Origin of the sequence: Pseudomonas sp. D1-36 (assembly GCF_051132205.1) — a bacterium.
GTDB lineage: Bacteria > Pseudomonadota > Gammaproteobacteria > Pseudomonadales > Pseudomonadaceae > Aquipseudomonas.
On record NZ_CP071674.1, the window covers coordinates 3969923 to 3985851 of the forward strand.

17 protein-coding genes are annotated in these 15929 nt (G+C 60.9%); all 17 read right to left on the minus strand.

Annotation, left to right across the window (positions count from 1 at the left end):
- Nucleotides 1-15: 15 nt before the first annotated feature.
- A complete protein-coding gene (locus J3P76_RS17585; RefSeq protein ID WP_420767365.1) occupies nucleotides 16-801 on the minus strand; it encodes a protein phosphatase CheZ in 786 nt (261 codons plus the stop codon).
- Nucleotides 802-819: 18 nt separating this feature from the next.
- Nucleotides 820-1191, minus strand: coding sequence for a chemotaxis response regulator CheY (locus J3P76_RS17590; RefSeq protein ID WP_003183998.1), 372 nt, complete (start codon nucleotides 1189-1191; stop codon nucleotides 820-822).
- 167 nt (nucleotides 1192-1358) lie between these two features.
- Nucleotides 1359-2102: an RNA polymerase sigma factor FliA gene (gene fliA, locus J3P76_RS17595; protein ID WP_003184000.1), complete on the minus strand. Its 744-nt coding sequence runs from the start codon at nucleotides 2100-2102 to the stop codon at nucleotides 1359-1361.
- Complete coding sequence (fleN, locus tag J3P76_RS17600) at nucleotides 2099-2929, minus strand: flagellar synthesis regulator FleN (RefSeq protein ID WP_003184001.1); 831 nt, start codon at nucleotides 2927-2929, stop codon at nucleotides 2099-2101. Before fleN ends, fliA begins: the two co-directional genes overlap by 4 nt.
- Nucleotides 2930-3045: 116 nt before the next feature.
- Nucleotides 3046-4395 (minus strand): flagellar biosynthesis protein FlhF, encoded by a 1350-nt coding sequence (gene flhF / locus J3P76_RS17605; protein ID WP_420767366.1) that lies wholly within the window; start codon nucleotides 4393-4395, stop codon nucleotides 3046-3048.
- Nucleotides 4396-4406: 11 nt separating this feature from the next.
- Nucleotides 4407-6536 carry a flagellar biosynthesis protein FlhA gene (flhA, locus tag J3P76_RS17610; RefSeq protein ID WP_420767367.1) on the minus strand — a complete coding sequence of 710 codons (2130 nt, stop codon included), beginning with the start codon at nucleotides 6534-6536 and terminating at the stop codon, nucleotides 4407-4409.
- 232 nt (nucleotides 6537-6768) lie between these two features.
- Nucleotides 6769-7905 carry a flagellar biosynthesis protein FlhB gene (gene flhB / locus J3P76_RS17615; protein WP_420767368.1) on the minus strand — a complete coding sequence of 379 codons (1137 nt, stop codon included), beginning with the start codon at nucleotides 7903-7905 and terminating at the stop codon, nucleotides 6769-6771.
- A gap of 3 nt (nucleotides 7906-7908) precedes the next feature.
- Nucleotides 7909-8691: a flagellar biosynthetic protein FliR gene (gene fliR / locus J3P76_RS17620; protein ID WP_434701045.1), complete on the minus strand. Its 783-nt coding sequence runs from the start codon at nucleotides 8689-8691 to the stop codon at nucleotides 7909-7911.
- Between the two features lie 2 nt (nucleotides 8692-8693).
- The gene (fliQ, locus tag J3P76_RS17625; RefSeq protein ID WP_003184009.1) at nucleotides 8694-8963 is read right to left on the minus strand and encodes a flagellar biosynthesis protein FliQ; all 270 of its coding nucleotides are present in this window, start codon (nucleotides 8961-8963) and stop codon (nucleotides 8694-8696) included.
- Between the two features lie 23 nt (nucleotides 8964-8986).
- On the minus strand, nucleotides 8987-9736 hold the full coding sequence (fliP, locus tag J3P76_RS17630; RefSeq protein WP_420767370.1) for a flagellar type III secretion system pore protein FliP: 750 nt from the start codon (nucleotides 9734-9736) through the stop codon (nucleotides 8987-8989).
- Nucleotides 9736-10173, minus strand: coding sequence for a flagellar biosynthetic protein FliO (fliO, locus tag J3P76_RS17635; RefSeq protein WP_420767371.1), 438 nt, complete (start codon nucleotides 10171-10173; stop codon nucleotides 9736-9738). Before fliO ends, fliP begins: the two co-directional genes overlap by 1 nt.
- Nucleotides 10174-10632 (minus strand): flagellar motor switch protein FliN, encoded by a 459-nt coding sequence (gene fliN / locus J3P76_RS17640; RefSeq protein WP_420767372.1) that lies wholly within the window; start codon nucleotides 10630-10632, stop codon nucleotides 10174-10176.
- A gap of 59 nt (nucleotides 10633-10691) precedes the next feature.
- Nucleotides 10692-11660, minus strand: a complete 969-nt coding sequence (gene fliM, locus J3P76_RS17645) for a flagellar motor switch protein FliM (RefSeq protein ID WP_003184019.1) — start codon at nucleotides 11658-11660, stop codon at nucleotides 10692-10694.
- A 9-nt stretch (nucleotides 11661-11669) separates the two neighbouring features.
- A complete protein-coding gene (gene fliL / locus J3P76_RS17650) occupies nucleotides 11670-12173 on the minus strand; it encodes a flagellar basal body-associated protein FliL (RefSeq protein ID WP_420767373.1) in 504 nt (167 codons plus the stop codon).
- 218 nt (nucleotides 12174-12391) lie between these two features.
- Entirely contained in the window at nucleotides 12392-13756 is a 1365-nt protein-coding gene (locus tag J3P76_RS17655) for a flagellar hook-length control protein FliK (RefSeq protein ID WP_434650326.1), read from the minus strand.
- A gap of 85 nt (nucleotides 13757-13841) precedes the next feature.
- Nucleotides 13842-14186, minus strand: coding sequence for an Hpt domain-containing protein (locus J3P76_RS17660; RefSeq protein ID WP_434610278.1), 345 nt, complete (start codon nucleotides 14184-14186; stop codon nucleotides 13842-13844).
- 31 nt (nucleotides 14187-14217) lie between these two features.
- The gene (locus tag J3P76_RS17665) at nucleotides 14218-15924 is read right to left on the minus strand and encodes an ATP-binding SpoIIE family protein phosphatase (RefSeq protein ID WP_434610276.1); all 1707 of its coding nucleotides are present in this window, start codon (nucleotides 15922-15924) and stop codon (nucleotides 14218-14220) included.
- Between the last annotated feature and the right edge of the window lie 5 nt (nucleotides 15925-15929).

Here is a 15929-nt window from a genome sequence, read left to right on the forward strand (position 1 = left end):
AAATAGGGCTAAAACTTAGAATCCAAGGCTGGACAGCAAATCGTCCACATCGTCCTGACCGGACACAACGTCTTCTCTTTTATCGGCATGAATCTGCGGACCTTCACCCTGAGAGAGATGTTTTTGTGGATCTTTTTCGGCAAGCATCGCTTCACGGTCGTGTTCGATACCTGCAAAGCGGTCGACCTGGCTAGCCATCAGCACCAGTTTGAGCAGGTTGCTTTCCACTTCGGTGACCAGTTGGGTCACACGCTTGATCACCTGGCCGGTCAGGTCTTGATAGTCCTGGGCCAGCAGAATGTCGTTGAGGTTGCTGGCCACGGCGCGATTCTCGGCGCTGCTGCGCGCCAGGAAACCGTCAACCCGACGGGCCAGCTCCCGGAACTCCTCGGCGCCGACTTCGCGACGCATGAACCGTCCCCAATCGGTGCTCAACGCCTGGGCTTCCTCGCTCAGGCCGTTGACCAGGGGCGTTGCGCTTTCCACCAGGTCCATGGTGCGGTTCGCTGCGGCTTCGGTCAGCTTGACCACATAACCCAGGCGCTCGGTGGCGTCGGTGATCTGCGAGACTTCCTCGGCCTGCGGCATGTTCGGATCGATCTGGAAATTGACGATCGCGCTGTGCAGTTCACGGGTGAGCTTGCCGACTTCCTGGTACAGACCGCGATCACGGGTCTGGTTGAGCTCATGAATCATTTGAACCGCATCGCCGAAGCGGCCCTTTTCAAGGCTGTCTACCAGTTCGCGGGCATGTTTTTTCAGGGTCGATTCGAAATCGCCCATTGAAGATTCGTTGTCCATAGCTCCCCCGTGGCGCCGTTAACCGATGCGTTCGAAGATTTTTTCGATCTTCTCTTTCAACGCCTGGGCCGTGAAGGGTTTGACCACATAGCCGTTCACACCGGCCTGGGCCGCTTCGATGATCTGCTCGCGCTTGGCTTCGGCAGTGACCATCAGCACCGGGAGGTGCTTGAGTTTTTCGTCGGCGCGCACGTGGCGCAGCAAGTCGATACCGGTCATGCCAGGCATGTTCCAGTCAGTCACCAGAAAGTCGATGCTCCCGCTGTTGAGGACCGGAATGGCGGTTGTGCCATCGTCGGCCTCGACCGTGTTGGTGAACCCGAGGTCACGCAACAGGTTTTTTATGATCCGCCGCATCGTTGAGAAGTCATCAACGATGAGGATTTTCATGTTCTTGTCCAATTCGACCTCCAAGCAGTCTTAAACGCGCCCAGCACCTGGACGCGCCATTTCAATCAATCCGGCACAACACTCGACAACGGTATGGAGCACAACGGATGGAGACTGGCCCGGCATACGCCATGCCAGCCCCGCTCGCAGCGTCCCCACACTGCTCGTCAGCGCGCTCGCCACTCCCCCAAACGCCCCCGCAAGCGGGCCGCGCACTGGCTATGTAACTGGCTGACCCGCGATTCGCTGACCCCCAGGACCTCACCGATTTCCTTGAGGTTCAGCTCTTCGTCGTAGTACAGCGCCAAGACCAGTCGCTCACGCTCCGGCAAATTGGCAATCGCATCCGCCAGGGCGCTCTGGAAACGTTCATCTTCCAGGTCGCGCGACGGCTCCATGTGAGCACTCGCGCCGTCCTCGTGCAGCCCTTCGTGTTCGCCGTCCTGCAACAGGTCGTCGAAACTGAACAGGCGACTGCCCAAGGTATCGTTCAAAATCCCGTAATAATCATCGAGACTCAACTGGAGTTCGGCCGCAACTTCGTGATCTTTAGCGTCTCGCCCGGTTTTCGCTTCAATCGCACGAATCGCGTCGCTGACCATGCGGGTGTTGCGATGCACCGAACGCGGCGCCCAGTCGCCCTTGCGGACCTCATCGAGCATCGCCCCGCGGATACGGATACCGGCGTATGTCTCGAAACTGGCGCCCTTGCTCGCGTCGTATTTATTCGACACTTCGAGCAGGCCGATCATGCCCGCCTGGATCAAGTCCTCGACCTGGACACTGGCCGGCAAACGCGCCAGCAAGTGGTAGGCGATGCGCTTGACCAGTGGCGCGTAACGCTCGATCAATTCGTACTGGGCGTCCCGTGCCGATTTTTTGTAGAGATGGTTGTAACCGCTGGCTGTCATAACACGGGCCCTGCTGTTTGTTGCACGAGACGCTCGACGAAAAATTCCAGATGCCCACGTGGGTTGGCCGGCAGCGGCCAGGTGTCGACCTTCTGGGCGATCGCCTTGAACGCCAGGGCGCATTTGGAACGAGGAAAAGCTTCATAAACGGCACGTTGCTTCTGGACAGCCTTGCGTACGCTTTCGTCGTAAGGCACTGCGCCGACGTATTGCAGGGCGACGTCCAGGAAGCGATCCGTGACCTTGGTCAACTTGGCGAACAGGTTGCGTCCTTCCTGTGGGCTTTGGGCCATGTTGGCCAGGACGCGAAAGCGGTTCATGCCATAGTCGCGGTTAAGCAGTTTGATCAGCGCGTAGGCGTCGGTGATCGACGTCGGTTCGTCGCAGACCACCAGCAACACTTCCTGGGCGGCGCGCACGAAACTGACCACCGAGTCACCAATACCGGCAGCCGTGTCAATCACCAGCACATCGAGGTTGTCACCGATGTCGCTGAAGGCCTGGATCAGGCCGGCGTGCTGCGCCGGGGTCAGGTGAACCATGCTCTGGGTGCCGGAGGCGGCCGGCACGATGCGAATCCCGCCGGGGCCTTGCAACAGCACGTCGCGCAATTCACAGCGCCCTTCGATCACGTCCGCCAGCGTGCGCTTGGGTGTGAGCCCCAGCAGCACGTCGACGTTCGCCAGGCCCAGGTCGGCGTCCAGCAGCATGACCCGTCGGCCAAGCTCTGCCAGAGCCAGGGACAAGTTCACTGACACGTTAGTCTTCCCGACGCCACCTTTGCCGCCGGTCACCGCGATCACCTGTACGGGATGCATGCTGCCCATGTTCGTTCTTTACCTTGTCTTACTTAGACGGAGGCCACATTACTGGCTGCGCGTTCACATACGGAACAATGCATGGCAGACCATCGATGTAGGTACAAAAAATATTCATGAATACCTCAGCCAACCTGCTTGGTCGGGCTGTGGTAGATATCAGCGAACATGTCAGCCATGGCTTCTTCGCTGGGTTCTTCCTGCATTTGCACACTCACGGCACGACTGACCAGTTGATGACGGCGCGGCAGATGCAAATCATCCGGGATCCGCGGCCCGTCGGTCAGGTAGGCCACCGGTAGTTCATGACCGATCGCCAGGCTCAACACCTCGCCCAGGCTTGCCGTTTCGTCCAGCTTAGTCAGGATGCAGCCGGCCAGCCCGCAGCGTTTGTAACTGTGGTATGCGGCGGTTAGAACCTGTTTCTGGCTGGTGGTTGCCAACACGAGATAATTTTTTGACTTGATGCCACGCCCGGCCAGGCTTTCCAGCTGCATGCGCAGGGCCGGATCGCTGGCTTGCAGGCCGGCGGTGTCGATCAGTACGACGCGCTTGCGCATCAGCGGTTCCAGCGCCTGGGCCAGGGACTGGCCCGGATCCACATGGGTCACCGACACATTGAGGATCCGGCCCAAGGTCTTGAGTTGCTCCTGGGCACCGATGCGGAAACTGTCCATGCTCACCAGGGCGATACTCTGGGCGCCGTACTTGAGTACATAACGGGCCGCGAGCTTGGCCAGAGTGGTGGTCTTGCCCATGCCGGCCGGGCCGACCATGGCGATTACTCCGCCCTCTTCCAGTGGCTCGACTTCCGGCGTGGCGATCATCCGCGCCAGGTGCGCAAGTAGCATGCGCCAGGCCTGGCGAGGCTCGTCGATGTCGCTGATCAATGCCAGCAGGTCGCGCGCCAGCGGGCCGGACAGGCCAATGCGTTGCAGGCGACGCCACAGGTTGGCCTGGGCCGGACGGCTGCCTTGCAGTTGGTTCCAGGCCAGCGAGCCGAGCTGGACTTCCATCAGCTCGCGCAGGCTGTTGAGTTCGAAGCGCATCGAGTCCAGGGCACGGGGATCAACGCCCGCGGCTGCGGCAACGGGTGCCGGTGCCGGACGACGCGGTTCGGCCGGCGTCGGCTCGATCAGCGGTTCGGCAGCGGTCAGCGGCAGGCCTGCGGTCAGTGGCTGGCCGGCGAACAATTGACGATTGGTGCCCGCGCTGGCCGAGCCTTCGCTGCTGCGCAGGCTCAACTCGGCCTGGGCGCTGGCGATGCGCGACTGAGTCTTGCGCAGCTCGTCCTCGAGCTCCATGTTCGGAACGCGAGGGGCCAGCGCCGACAATTTGTAGTCCAGGGCTGCCGTCAGCTCGACACCGCCGGCGATACGACGGTTGCCGATGATGGCTGCTTCAGCGCCCAGCTCGTCACGAACCAGTTTCATGGCCTGACGCATATCGGCGGCGAAAAAACGCTTCACTTGCATAAACCACTACCTCAGCCGTTGGGCCCTACTGTCGCAACGATGGTCACTTGCTTGTTGTCCGGTATTTCCTGGTACGCCAGCACATGCAGCCCCGGGACCGCGAGGCGCCCGAACCGCGAAAGCATCGCGCGAATCGGACCGGCCACCAGCAGGATCACCGGTTGGCCTTGCATCTCTTGCCGCTGGGCTGCTTCGATCAGCGAACGCTGCAGCTTCTCGGCCATGCTTGGCTCCAGCAGAACACCCTCTTCCGAGCCTTGTCCTGCCTTCTGCAGACTATTGAGCAATATCTGTTCCAACCTTGGTTCCAGAGTGATCACAGGCAGCTCAGACTCAGTGCCTACAATGCTTTGGACGATTGCGCGGGATACGCCGACCCGCACCGCAGCCACCAGAGCGGCGGTATCTTGACTCTTCGAAGCGTTGTTGGCGATCGCTTCGGCAATGCTGCGTATGTCGCGCACCGGAACCTGTTCGGCTAGCAGCGCCTGCAACACCTTGAGCAATTGGGACAACGAAACCACGCCCGGCACCAATTCTTCAGCCAGTTTCGGCGAGCCTTTGGCCAGTACTTGCAGCAGTTGCTGGACTTCTTCGTGACCGATCAGCTCGCTGGAATGCTTGTAGAGAATCTGGTTCAAGTGGGTCGCCACGACCGTGCTCGCGTCCACCACGGTATAACCGAGGGACTGGGCCTGGGCCCGCTGGCTGATTTCGATCCACACCGCTTCCAGGCCGAAAGCCGGATCCTTGGCGGTAATGCCGTTGAGCGAACCGTAGACCTGCCCTGGGTTGATCGCCAGCTCGCGGTCCGGGTAGATCTCGGCTTCCGCCAGGATCACGCCCATGAGCGTCAGGCGATAGGCGCTCGGCGCCAGGTCGAGGTTGTCGCGAATGTGGACGGTGGGCATGAGGAAGCCCAGATCCTGGGACAGCTTCTTGCGCACGCCCTTGATCCGCGCCAGCAATTGGCCGCCCTGGTTGCGATCGACCAATGGAATCAAGCGGTAGCCGACTTCCAGGCCGATCATGTCGATCGGCGTCACGTCATCCCAACCCAATTCCTTGGTTTCCATGGCACGCGCTGGCGACGGCAGCAGTTCCTGCTGGCGCTTGACCTCTTCCAGCGCCTGGACCTTCTGCACGTTCTGCTTCTTCCAGAACAGGTACGCGCCACCCGCGGCCAAGGCCGCCATGCTCAGGAAAGAAAAGTGCGGCATTCCCGGCACGAGGCCCATCACCGCCATCAGGCCGGCCGCCACGGCCAGGGCCTTGGGCGACGCGAACATCTGGCGATTGATCTGCTTGCCCATGTCTTCGGAGCCCGAAGCACGGGTCACCATGATCGCCGCCGCTGTGGATAACAACAGTGATGGCAATTGCGCCACCAAACCGTCACCGATGGTCAGCAACGCGTAGACCTTGCCGGCGTCGCCGAAAGCCATGCCGTGCTGGAAGATACCGACGGCCATGCCGCCAATCAGGTTGATGAACAGGATCAGCAGGCCGGCGATGGCGTCACCGCGGACAAACTTACTGGCACCGTCCATGGACCCGTAGAACTCGGCTTCCTGGGCTACTTCGAGACGGCGCAGCTTGGCCTGGCTCTGGTCGATCAAGCCGGCATTGAGGTCGGCGTCGATCGCCATCTGCTTGCCAGGCATCGCGTCGAGGGTGAAACGCGCGCTCACCTCGGAAATCCGCCCGGCGCCCTTGGTCACCACGACGAAGTTAATGATCATCAAGATGGCAAAGACCACGATACCGACCACGTAGTTGCCGCCGATCACCACTTCGCCGAAGGCCTGGATCACCTTACCGGCGGCCTGGTGCCCCTCGTGACCGTGAATCATCACCACCCGGGTGGACGCCACGTTCAGCGCCAGGCGCAACAGCGTCGCCACCAGCAGGATGGTCGGGAAGACGGCGAAGTCCAATGGGCGCAGGGCGTATACGCACACCAGCAGCACCACGATCGACAAGGCGAGGTTGAACGTGAAGAACACGTCCAGCAGGAACGGCGGTACCGGCAGCATCATCATGGCGAGCAGGACCAGCAGCAACAGCGGCACGCCCAGATTGCCCCTGCTGAGGTCTACGACGTTGCTGCGCGCGGTGCTGAGTAACTGAGAGCGATCCACCAATATTCCCCGTTCCTGGAAGCAAACTTTTGACGCCCGGAAGGGGCGCAGGCGGGGTATTGCAAGAAGCTTTCCAACTTTTGCGGGAGGTTGAAATAGAGCGGCCTGGAGCACATCAACCCTGTGGGAGCGAGCCTGCTCGCGATTGCGGATTGTCAGCCAACATTTGTAGCGACTGAACTATCGCATTCGCGAGCAGGCTCGCTCCCACAAGGGCTTCGCATCATCAGAATCAGGAATCGCGGCGCAAATCCGGCGGGATGGGCAGGTCCTTGAGCGGTTCTGGCCGCTTGCCCTTGCCGGCGCGGTGCTGGCGGATCTGGTAGACGTAGGCCAGCACCTGGGCGACGGCGAGGTACAAGCCTCCCGGGATTTCCTGGTCAAGCTCGGTGGAGTAGTAGATCGACCGCGCCAATGCCGGAGATTCGAGCAACATCACTTCGTTGGCGACGGCGATCTCGCGAATCTTCAACGCCAGGAAATCGCTGCCCTTGGCCAGCAGGACCGGCGCATTGCCCTTGTCGGGATCGTACTTGAGCGCGACGGCATAGTGAGTCGGGTTGGTGATGACCACGTCGGCGTCGGGAATCGCCGCCATCATCCGCCGCTGGGAAACCTCGCGCTGCAACTGGCGGATCCGCTGCTTGACCTCCGGCTTGCCCTCCGAGTCCTTGTACTCGTCGCGCACCTCCTGCTTGGTCATCATCAATTTCTGCTTGCTCTGGTAAAGCTGGATCGGCACGTCGATGGCGGCGATGAGGATCAGCCCGCAAGCCATCCACAAGGTGCTCCAGCCGACTAACTGCACGCTATGGATGATGGCTTGCTCCAGCGGCTCATGGGCAATGCGCAGCAGATCGTCGATATCGGCCTGCAACACCGCCAGCGCGACGAACAACACCAGAAGAAATTTTCCGAAAGCCTTGAGCAGTTCCATCAACGCCGTGGTGGAAAACATGCGCTTGATACCGGCGGCCGGATTCATCCGGCTGAACTTCGGTGCCAGGCTACCGGCGGCGAACAGCCATCCGCCCAGGGAAATCGGGCCGATGAAAGCCGCCAACAGCAGAAAAATGAGCACCGGTTGCATTGCAAGCATCGCGATCTTGCCCGAATGCAACAGGTACTGCGTCATAGCGCCCGGCGTGAGCAATACCTCGCGAGGCAAGGAAAAATTCAACCGCATGATTTCCAGCAGATCCAACGCCAGTCCGCCACCGTAAATCAGCAAGCCACCGGCACCGGCGAGCATGATCGCCAGGGTGTTGAGCTCCTTGGAACGGGCAATCTCGCCCTTTTCCCGGGATTGCTTCTTGCGTTTCTCGGTGGGGTCTTCTGTTTTATCCTGACCGCTTTCGCTCTCGGCCATGGTTCAGCGCGCCTGTGCCATGTCGCGTAACAGCTGCAAGGCCTGGGTGGCCAACGGCTGATACTGATTGAGAATGTCCCCCAGGCTGACCCAGAAAATCACCATGCCCAGCACCAGGGTAAGCGGGAAGCCGATGGAAAAGATGTTCAACTGCGGCGCCGCCCGGGTCATCACGCCGAAGGCGATGTTGACCACCAGCAGCGCGGTAATCGCCGGCAACACCAGTACCATCGCCGCGCCGAGGACCCAGCCAAGCTTGTTGGCAATGTCCCAGAAATGATTGACCAGCATCGCGCTGCCTACCGGCAATGTGGTGAAGCTCTCCGTCAATACTTCGAACACCACCAGATGCCCGTTCATAGCGAGGAACAGCAACGTCACCAGCATCGTCAGGAACTGCCCGATAACGGCAGTGTTCACGCCGTTGGTGGGGTCGATCATCGAGGCGAAGGCCATGCCCATCTGGATCGAGATGATTTGCCCGGCCACCACGAATGCCTGGAAAAACAACTGCAGCGAAAAGCCCAACAAGGCGCCTATGAGGATCTGTTCGGCCACCAGCATCAACGCGGTGAGGTCCAGGGCATTTACCGGCGGCATGGGCGGCAGCCCGGGGGCGATGACCACCGTAATCGCCAGGGCGAAATACAGGCGCACACGACCCGGCACCAAGGTCGTGCCGAAGACCGGCATGCTCATCAGCACGGCCGTGACACGAAACAACGGCAGGATGAACGACGCCACCCAGGTACTGATCTGGGTATCCGTCAGCGCGAGCATCGACATCGTCAGCCAATCAACTGCGGAATACTGCCGTACAACTGCAGGATGTATTCCATGAAGGTTTGCACCAGCCAGGGGCCGGCGACGATCAGCGTGACCAGCATCACCAGCAGGCGCGGCAGGAAACTCAGGGTCTGCTCGTTGATCTGCGTGGCGGCCTGGAACATCGCCACGAGCAAGCCAACCAGCAGGCTCGGGATCACCAGGATGGCCACCATCATGGTGGTCAGCCAGAGGGCCTCGCGGAACAGGTCTACCGCTACTTCAGGCGTCATATCGTGCTACCCGCGTGAGAGGTCTAAACACCGCCGAAACTGCCCGCCAGGGTGCCGATGATCAACGCCCAGCCATCCACCAGCACGAACAGCATGATCTTGAATGGCAGCGAAATGATCAGCGGCGACAACATCATCATGCCCATGGCCATGAGGATACTGGCGACCACCAGGTCGATGATCAGGAACGGGATGAAAATCATGAAACCGATCTGGAAGGCGGTCTTGAGCTCGGAGGTCACGAACGCCGGCACCAGGATGGTCAATGGCGCCTGGTCGGGGCTGGCAATGTCGGTGCGTTTGGACAGGCGCATGAACAGCTCCAGGTCGCTGCTGCGGGTCTGGGCGAGCATGAAATCCTTGATCGGCACCTGGGCCCTGGCCACGGCATCCTGGGCGCTGAGGGTTTCCGCCAGATAGGGTTGCAGCGCGTCCTGGTTCACCCGGTCGAACACCGGCGCCATGATGAACATGGTCAGGAACAGCGCCATGCCGGTGAGGATCTGGTTCGACGGCGTCTGTTGCAGGCCAAGGGCCTGGCGCAAGATCGAAAAGACGATGATGATCCGGGTGAAACTGGTCATCAGCATAACGAACGCCGGGATGAAACTCAGCGCGGTCATGATCAGCAGGATCTGCAAGCTGACCGAGTATTCCTGTGCCCCTTCGGCGTTGGTGCCCAAGGTGATCGCAGGGATCGACAGCGGGTCGGCGGAGAACGCCAACGGCGCGGCCAGCATCAGGGCCAACGCCAAGAGAATGCGCAACGGCATTACTTTTTATCCTTTTGGTCTTTTCCCAGCAGTTCCATGAGCCGTTGGGCAAACTCGGGCGTGGCCTGCTCCGTGACCGGCACCTGCACCGGTTCCTTCAGGACATGCAGCGCAGTGATGCTGCCAGGACTCAGGCCGAGCAGGATCTGCTCGGTGCCGACCTGCACCAGCACCAGCCGATCCCGTGGCCCCAGCGCGCGGGAACCGACAATGTCAATGACCTGCCCTTTGCCGGCAGGCCCCGCCTGCTGAACGCGTCGCAGCATCCACGCCAGGAAGAAAATCAACCCGAGCACCACCAGCAGGCCCAGCACCAGTTGCGCCAGTTGCCCGGCCATGCCGCTGCCACTCGCCGGCGCAACGGCAGCCGTGGCCACCGGCTCGGCTGCCAGAACACTGAACGGCAGCATCAGAGCTGCGGTGAGAAAGCCTTTCATTCAGCGCAGCTTCTTGATGCGTTCGCTCGGGCTGATCACGTCCGTCAGGCGAATGCCGAACTTCTCGTTGACCACAACCACTTCGCCATGGGCGATCAGGGTGCCGTTGACCAACACATCCAGCGGCTCACCGGCCAGGCGATCCAGCTCGATCACCGAGCCTTGGTTGAGCTGCAGCAAGTTGCGGATGTTGATGTCGGTGCTGCCCACTTCCATGGAGATCGACACCGGGATGTCGAGGATCACGTCCAGGTTGGGACCGTCGAGCGTCACTTGTTCGTTGCTTTTCGGCACGCTGCCGAATTCTTCCATTTGCAAGCGGTTGGACCCATGGTTGCCTGTGTCAGCCGCCAGCAATGCATCGATGTCTGCCTGCCCGGCATCGCCGGTTTCTTCCAGGGCCGCAGCCCACTCATCGGCCAGCGCCTGGTCATCCTGGGTATTCATATCGTCAGCCATCATGTTTCCTCGGCGGGCAAAAATCGGTTAAAAACCAAAACTTAAGAAGTTGACACCGCTCAGCGGCGTTCGATCGGCTCGATCACCTGCAACGCCAGGTTACCTTTGTGAGAGCCCATCTTGACCTTGAAGGCCGGCACGCCATTGGCGCGCATGATCATGTCTTCCGGCATTTCGACGGGGATGATATCCCCCGGCTGCATGTGCAGGATGTCCCGCAATCGTAGCTGGCGCCGGGCGACCGTCGCGCCGATCGGCACGTCGACATCCAGCACGTCCTGGCGCAAGGCGTTGATCCAACGCTCGTCCTGGTCGTCGAGGTCCGACTGGAAACCGGCGTCGAGCATTTCACGCACCGGCTCGATCATCGAATACGGCATGGTCACGTGCAGGTCGCCGCCACCCCCATCGAGCTCGATGTGGAACGTCGAGACGACAATCGCTTCGCTTGGGCCGACGATGTTGGCCATCGCCGGGTTCACTTCCGAGTTGATGTACTCGAAATTCACTTCCATGATCGCCTGCCAGGCTTCCTTCAAATCGACGAAAGCCTGCTCCAGCACCATGCGCACGACACGCAGTTCGGTCGGTGTGAATTCGCGACCTTCGATCTTGGCGTGACGACCGTCGCCGCCGAAGAAGTTGTCCACCAACTTGAACACCAGCTTGGCGTCGAGGATGAACAATGCCGTGCCACGCAGCGGCTTGATCTTCACCAGATTGAGGCTGGTGGGCACGTACAGCGAATGAACATATTCGCCGAATTTCATCACCTGCACGCCACCCACGGCCACGTCGGCCGAGCGGCGCAGCATGTTGAACATACTGATGCGGGTGTATCGGGCGAAACGCTCGTTGATCATTTCCAGGGTCGGCATGCGTCCACGAACGATGCGATCCTGGCTGGTCAGGTCGTAGCTTTTGACGCTGCCCGGTTCAGCAGCGTTTTCGGTCTGCACCAGGCCGTCGTCGACACCGTGCAACAGCGCGTCGATTTCGTCCTGGGACAACAAGTCCTGCACGGCCATGTCGTGTTCCTACTGCAATACGAAGTTAGTGAAGAGCAACTGTTCGATCACCACTTTGCCGAGTTCTTTCTGGGCCACTTCCTGCACGCTGGCCGTGGCTTTCTGACGCAGCATTTCCTGGCCCACCGGAGTGGCCAGGGTGTCGAAACTCTGTCCGGAAAACAGCATCACCAGATTATTGCGAATCAGCGGCATGTGTACACGCAACGCTTCCAGGTCGGCCTGGTTGCGCCCCAGCAAGGTAATGCTCACCTGCATGTAGCGCTGACGACCGTTCTGGGTGTAGTTGGCGACGAAGGCCGGGGCCATCGGCTCGAAAACCGCTGGCTGCTTGCCCACCGGAGCAGCTTCCACCGCCTCGGCCGGCTTGCTCTGGGCGTTGTGCATGAAATACCAGGTCGCCCCCACGGACACGCCCACGGCCAGGAGCAAGCCCACCACGATCAGGATGATCATCTTGAGTTTGCCTTTGGTTGCGGGGTCTTTTACAGCTGCTGCTTCGCTCTTCGCCATGCCAATAATCCGTCGTTAATCGGGGGTTCACTGTTGCATGGCTAGGCTGGAGCAAGTGTTATGCCAGAAGAGAAACGATGGTCGACGCAATTTCGAGAACACCCTAAACCATTATGGGAGCGAGCTTGCTCGCGACGCCGGTTTTTCAGCCACCGTTGCAGGTGACTGATCCATCGTTATCGCGAGCCAGCTCGCTCCCACAAGGTTAATGCGTTGAATCAGGCGTAGTAATCGACCGCGCTGGTGCCAATGACGCTGGTGGTGCTGGCCGCCACTTCGGCAACGCTGGCCGGCACCTCTTCATCCAGCGAGTCAACTCGGCCGCCGGAGGACGTGGTGCGTCCAGCCTGGGCTTGCTGCTGGGCCTGTTGATCCTGGTTCTGCGAGCCACGGGATTGATCCGACACGCTGACGTCGACCTGCCCCATTCCCTGCTGGGCGAAACTGTCACGCAGACGATGCATCTGGCCTTCGAGGGCTTCGCGCACGCCTGAGTGGGCGCTCATGAAGGTCACCTGGGTCTGCTGGTCTGGAATCATGTTCACCCGAATATCCAGGCGTCCGAGCTCGGCAGGTTGCAACTGGATGTCGGCCGCCTTGAGATTGGCGCTCGACAAGTACATCACCCGGTTGACCACCTCCTCGGTCCAGCCGCCCTGGTTCATGGCGATGGGCTGATTGACCGGCACCGCGTTGGCGGTTTTCGGTGTGGCGGCCTGGGTCAGTGCCGCCAGGCGGTTGGCAAAGTCATCCACGCGCGTATCGCTGGAAGCGGCCGTCAGATCCTTGAGGCCTTCGCTGATCAGGCCACTGAACGCCTTGTCACCCCCCTGGCTGCCGGCACCGGTGCTGTCCTGGTCGGCTTGCACGGTGAGCATGCTCGCCATACCGGCGGCGAACGTCTGGGCCGAAGTCGGCTCACCATCGAGAGACGCCGGCGCAGCGGTCTTGGACTGCGCCTGGCTGGAAGCGGACACGTGGCCGCTCTGCTCCATCGCCAACCGCAACGCCGGTAGTGCGTCGAGCGGATCGGCCTGCGGGTCGAACTCCGGGTCCGTCACCGGCGCCGAGGCATTGGCCGCCACACTCGGGGCAACGGGAGCCGCTACCGCCGCAGTGACTTGGGCCTCGATCGTAGGCACCACGGCAGGCTGCGCCTCAGCGACGCCCTCTGGAATAACGGTGCCCGGCAACAACGCAGGGTCCAGCGTCGGATCGACAGGCGCGGCATCCGCTACCGGCGTTTCTGGCGCATCGCTGTCGGCATCATCCGCCGTCTTGCTGCCGGCAGTGGTCGGCTTGTCGGCGGGCAAGGGTTTGCCGCTATCGGCAACCGCCGGCTCCGGAGCGGCAGTATCGCTGCCCGCGTCCTTCTTGGCGGCATTGTCGGCGGTCTTGTCGCGCACCGGTTTTGCCGATGGCTCAGGCACCGCCGGTGATTTGACGGGTGCCTGCTTGGCGAAGACCTGGGCGAAGCTGGAGGCTCTGTTCTCGGCGTCCGGACCTGCTGCCAGCGGATTGACGGCGGCCTGCGGCTTGGCCTGGGCGGTGGCCTGGAGCAGTGTGTTGGGTGTAACGGGCATAAGATGGTCTCCGCTGCACTGGAATCATAGATGCAGTTGAGACAGGGCAATGCAAGGGACGGGCCAATGAAGCAAACGGGATGCTTCAGCAGTGAAAGCTTTCGCGCTCTTCTCGACAAAGCGTACGAACGTGAGCGAATTCGCTATCGATTTCATTGACCAGGCTCTCGATACCGTGCAGCGACGGCTCCTTGGCACGCTGCTCCAGCTCACCACACAGCTCGGCCAGGCGAATGGCGCCCATGTTGCTGCTGCTGCCCTTGAAGCTATGGGCAGTAGCACTGAGCATTTGCGCGTCCCTCGCCTCGTGCAGTACACGAAGGCGGGCTTCGGAATCCTTGAGGAAAGTATCCAACAGCTCCGGATACCCGTCCTCCATGACTTCCTTCAACGTGCTCAGCACGTCGAGATCCAGATGAACTTCGTTCACTTGTTCGCTCCCTGATCAAGAATGGCCCCGATTATGACAGAGCCTCCCAGAAAAACTCCACGCGCGCACTACGACCATCGTCGGACCAGGAGGCCTGATGACAGAGTTGGCGCACCAGGCTCACGCCGCGCCCCGACAATCGATCCCGGTCCAGCGGCCGCGCCAACACCTTGGCGACATCGAAGCCCTTTCCGCTGTCTTCGACTTCAATGATTAGTCTGCCACCGTCGCCCTGGGGCGTGACGTGCAGATGCACCCGCACGTGACCATCGTCCAGCTTGTCCAGACGCGCGCCGCGCTCCTGATAGTAACGAGCAAAACCGGTCGCATCACGCTTCAGGCTGGAGTCGAGCCCCAGCACCCCGTGTTCCAGGGCGTTGGAATAAAGCTCCGACAACACGTTGTATAGGGCTCCACTCTGCGCCCTGAGCCCGTGGACCTCCAACAATAATTGCAGCAGGTAAGGCATCGGGTTGAAGCGCTTGAGTGTTTGCGCGCGGAATTCGAAACTCAACGACCAATCCAGCGGACTGGACTGGCCACTATCGGAATAGACCGGTGGCGGCGGGTTGAGTTGCGTCGGCGCGACCAGCCGCACCTCGACCATGCTGAAGTCATCACGGGCCTCACCGCGAAAATCCCGCAAGGCCTGCTGGATATCCTCGAAGAGACGGTCGGGTTCGCGGTTGGCCGAGAACACCTGCTGCAACCGCTCCACGCCAAACGGTTGATCATCGTGGTCGCTGGTTTCTATCACTCCGTCGGACAACAGGAAGACCCGATCACCCACCGACAGCGAGTGGACCTCGGTGCGATCGTCGAACAACTGGGGCGTCAGCACACCCAGCGGCAAGTGCCGCGCCGGCAACGGCGTGCGCACGCCACTGAGGCTGTCGTGCAGATACCCGTCAGGCATGCCGCCATTCCAGACCTCGACGGTGCAGCGCTGGAAACTCATGCTTAACAGCGTCGCGCAACAGAACATATCCACCGGCAGGATGCGCTTGAGCTTGGCATTCATCTCCCGCAGGATCTGCGCCAGGCCATAACCTTTGGCAGTCATCCCGTAGAACACTTCCGCCAGCGGCATCGCGCCGACCGCCGCCGGCAGGCCGTGCCCGGTAAAATCGCCGAGCAGGATATGCATGTCGCCGGCCGGGTTGAACGCGGCCAGCAGCAAGTCGCCGTTGAACAAGGCATAAGGTGATTGCAGATAACGGATATTCGGCGCGCTCAGGCAACCGGAGTGGGCAATCTTGTCGAACACGGCCTTGGCGACCCGCTGCTCATTGAGAAGGTAATCGTGGTGTCGGGCGATCTGGTCGCGCTGCTCGACCACCGTGGCCTGCAACCGACGCAAGCGGTCCATGGCCTTGATTTTCGCAGCCAGGATGACTTGGTTATAGGGTTTCGCCAGGAAGTCATCCCCACCGGCCTCAAGGCATCGGGCGAGCCCTTCGCTTTCGGTCAATGAGGTGAGGAAAATGATCGGGACCAACTGATCCCCGGCCAATTGCTTGATCTTCTGCGCCGCTTCGAAGCCATCCATGACCGGCATCATTGCGTCCATCAGCACAAGATGAGGACGCTGCTCCAGATAGACGTCGACCGCCTCGGCGCCATCGGCGGCGGTGAGCACGTGGTGCCCCTGGCGACGGACAATGGTCGACAACAGCAGTCGGTCGGCGGCGCTGTCTTCGGCAATCAGGATCGTCAGCGGCTCCGGCGACGATTGCATGGCGA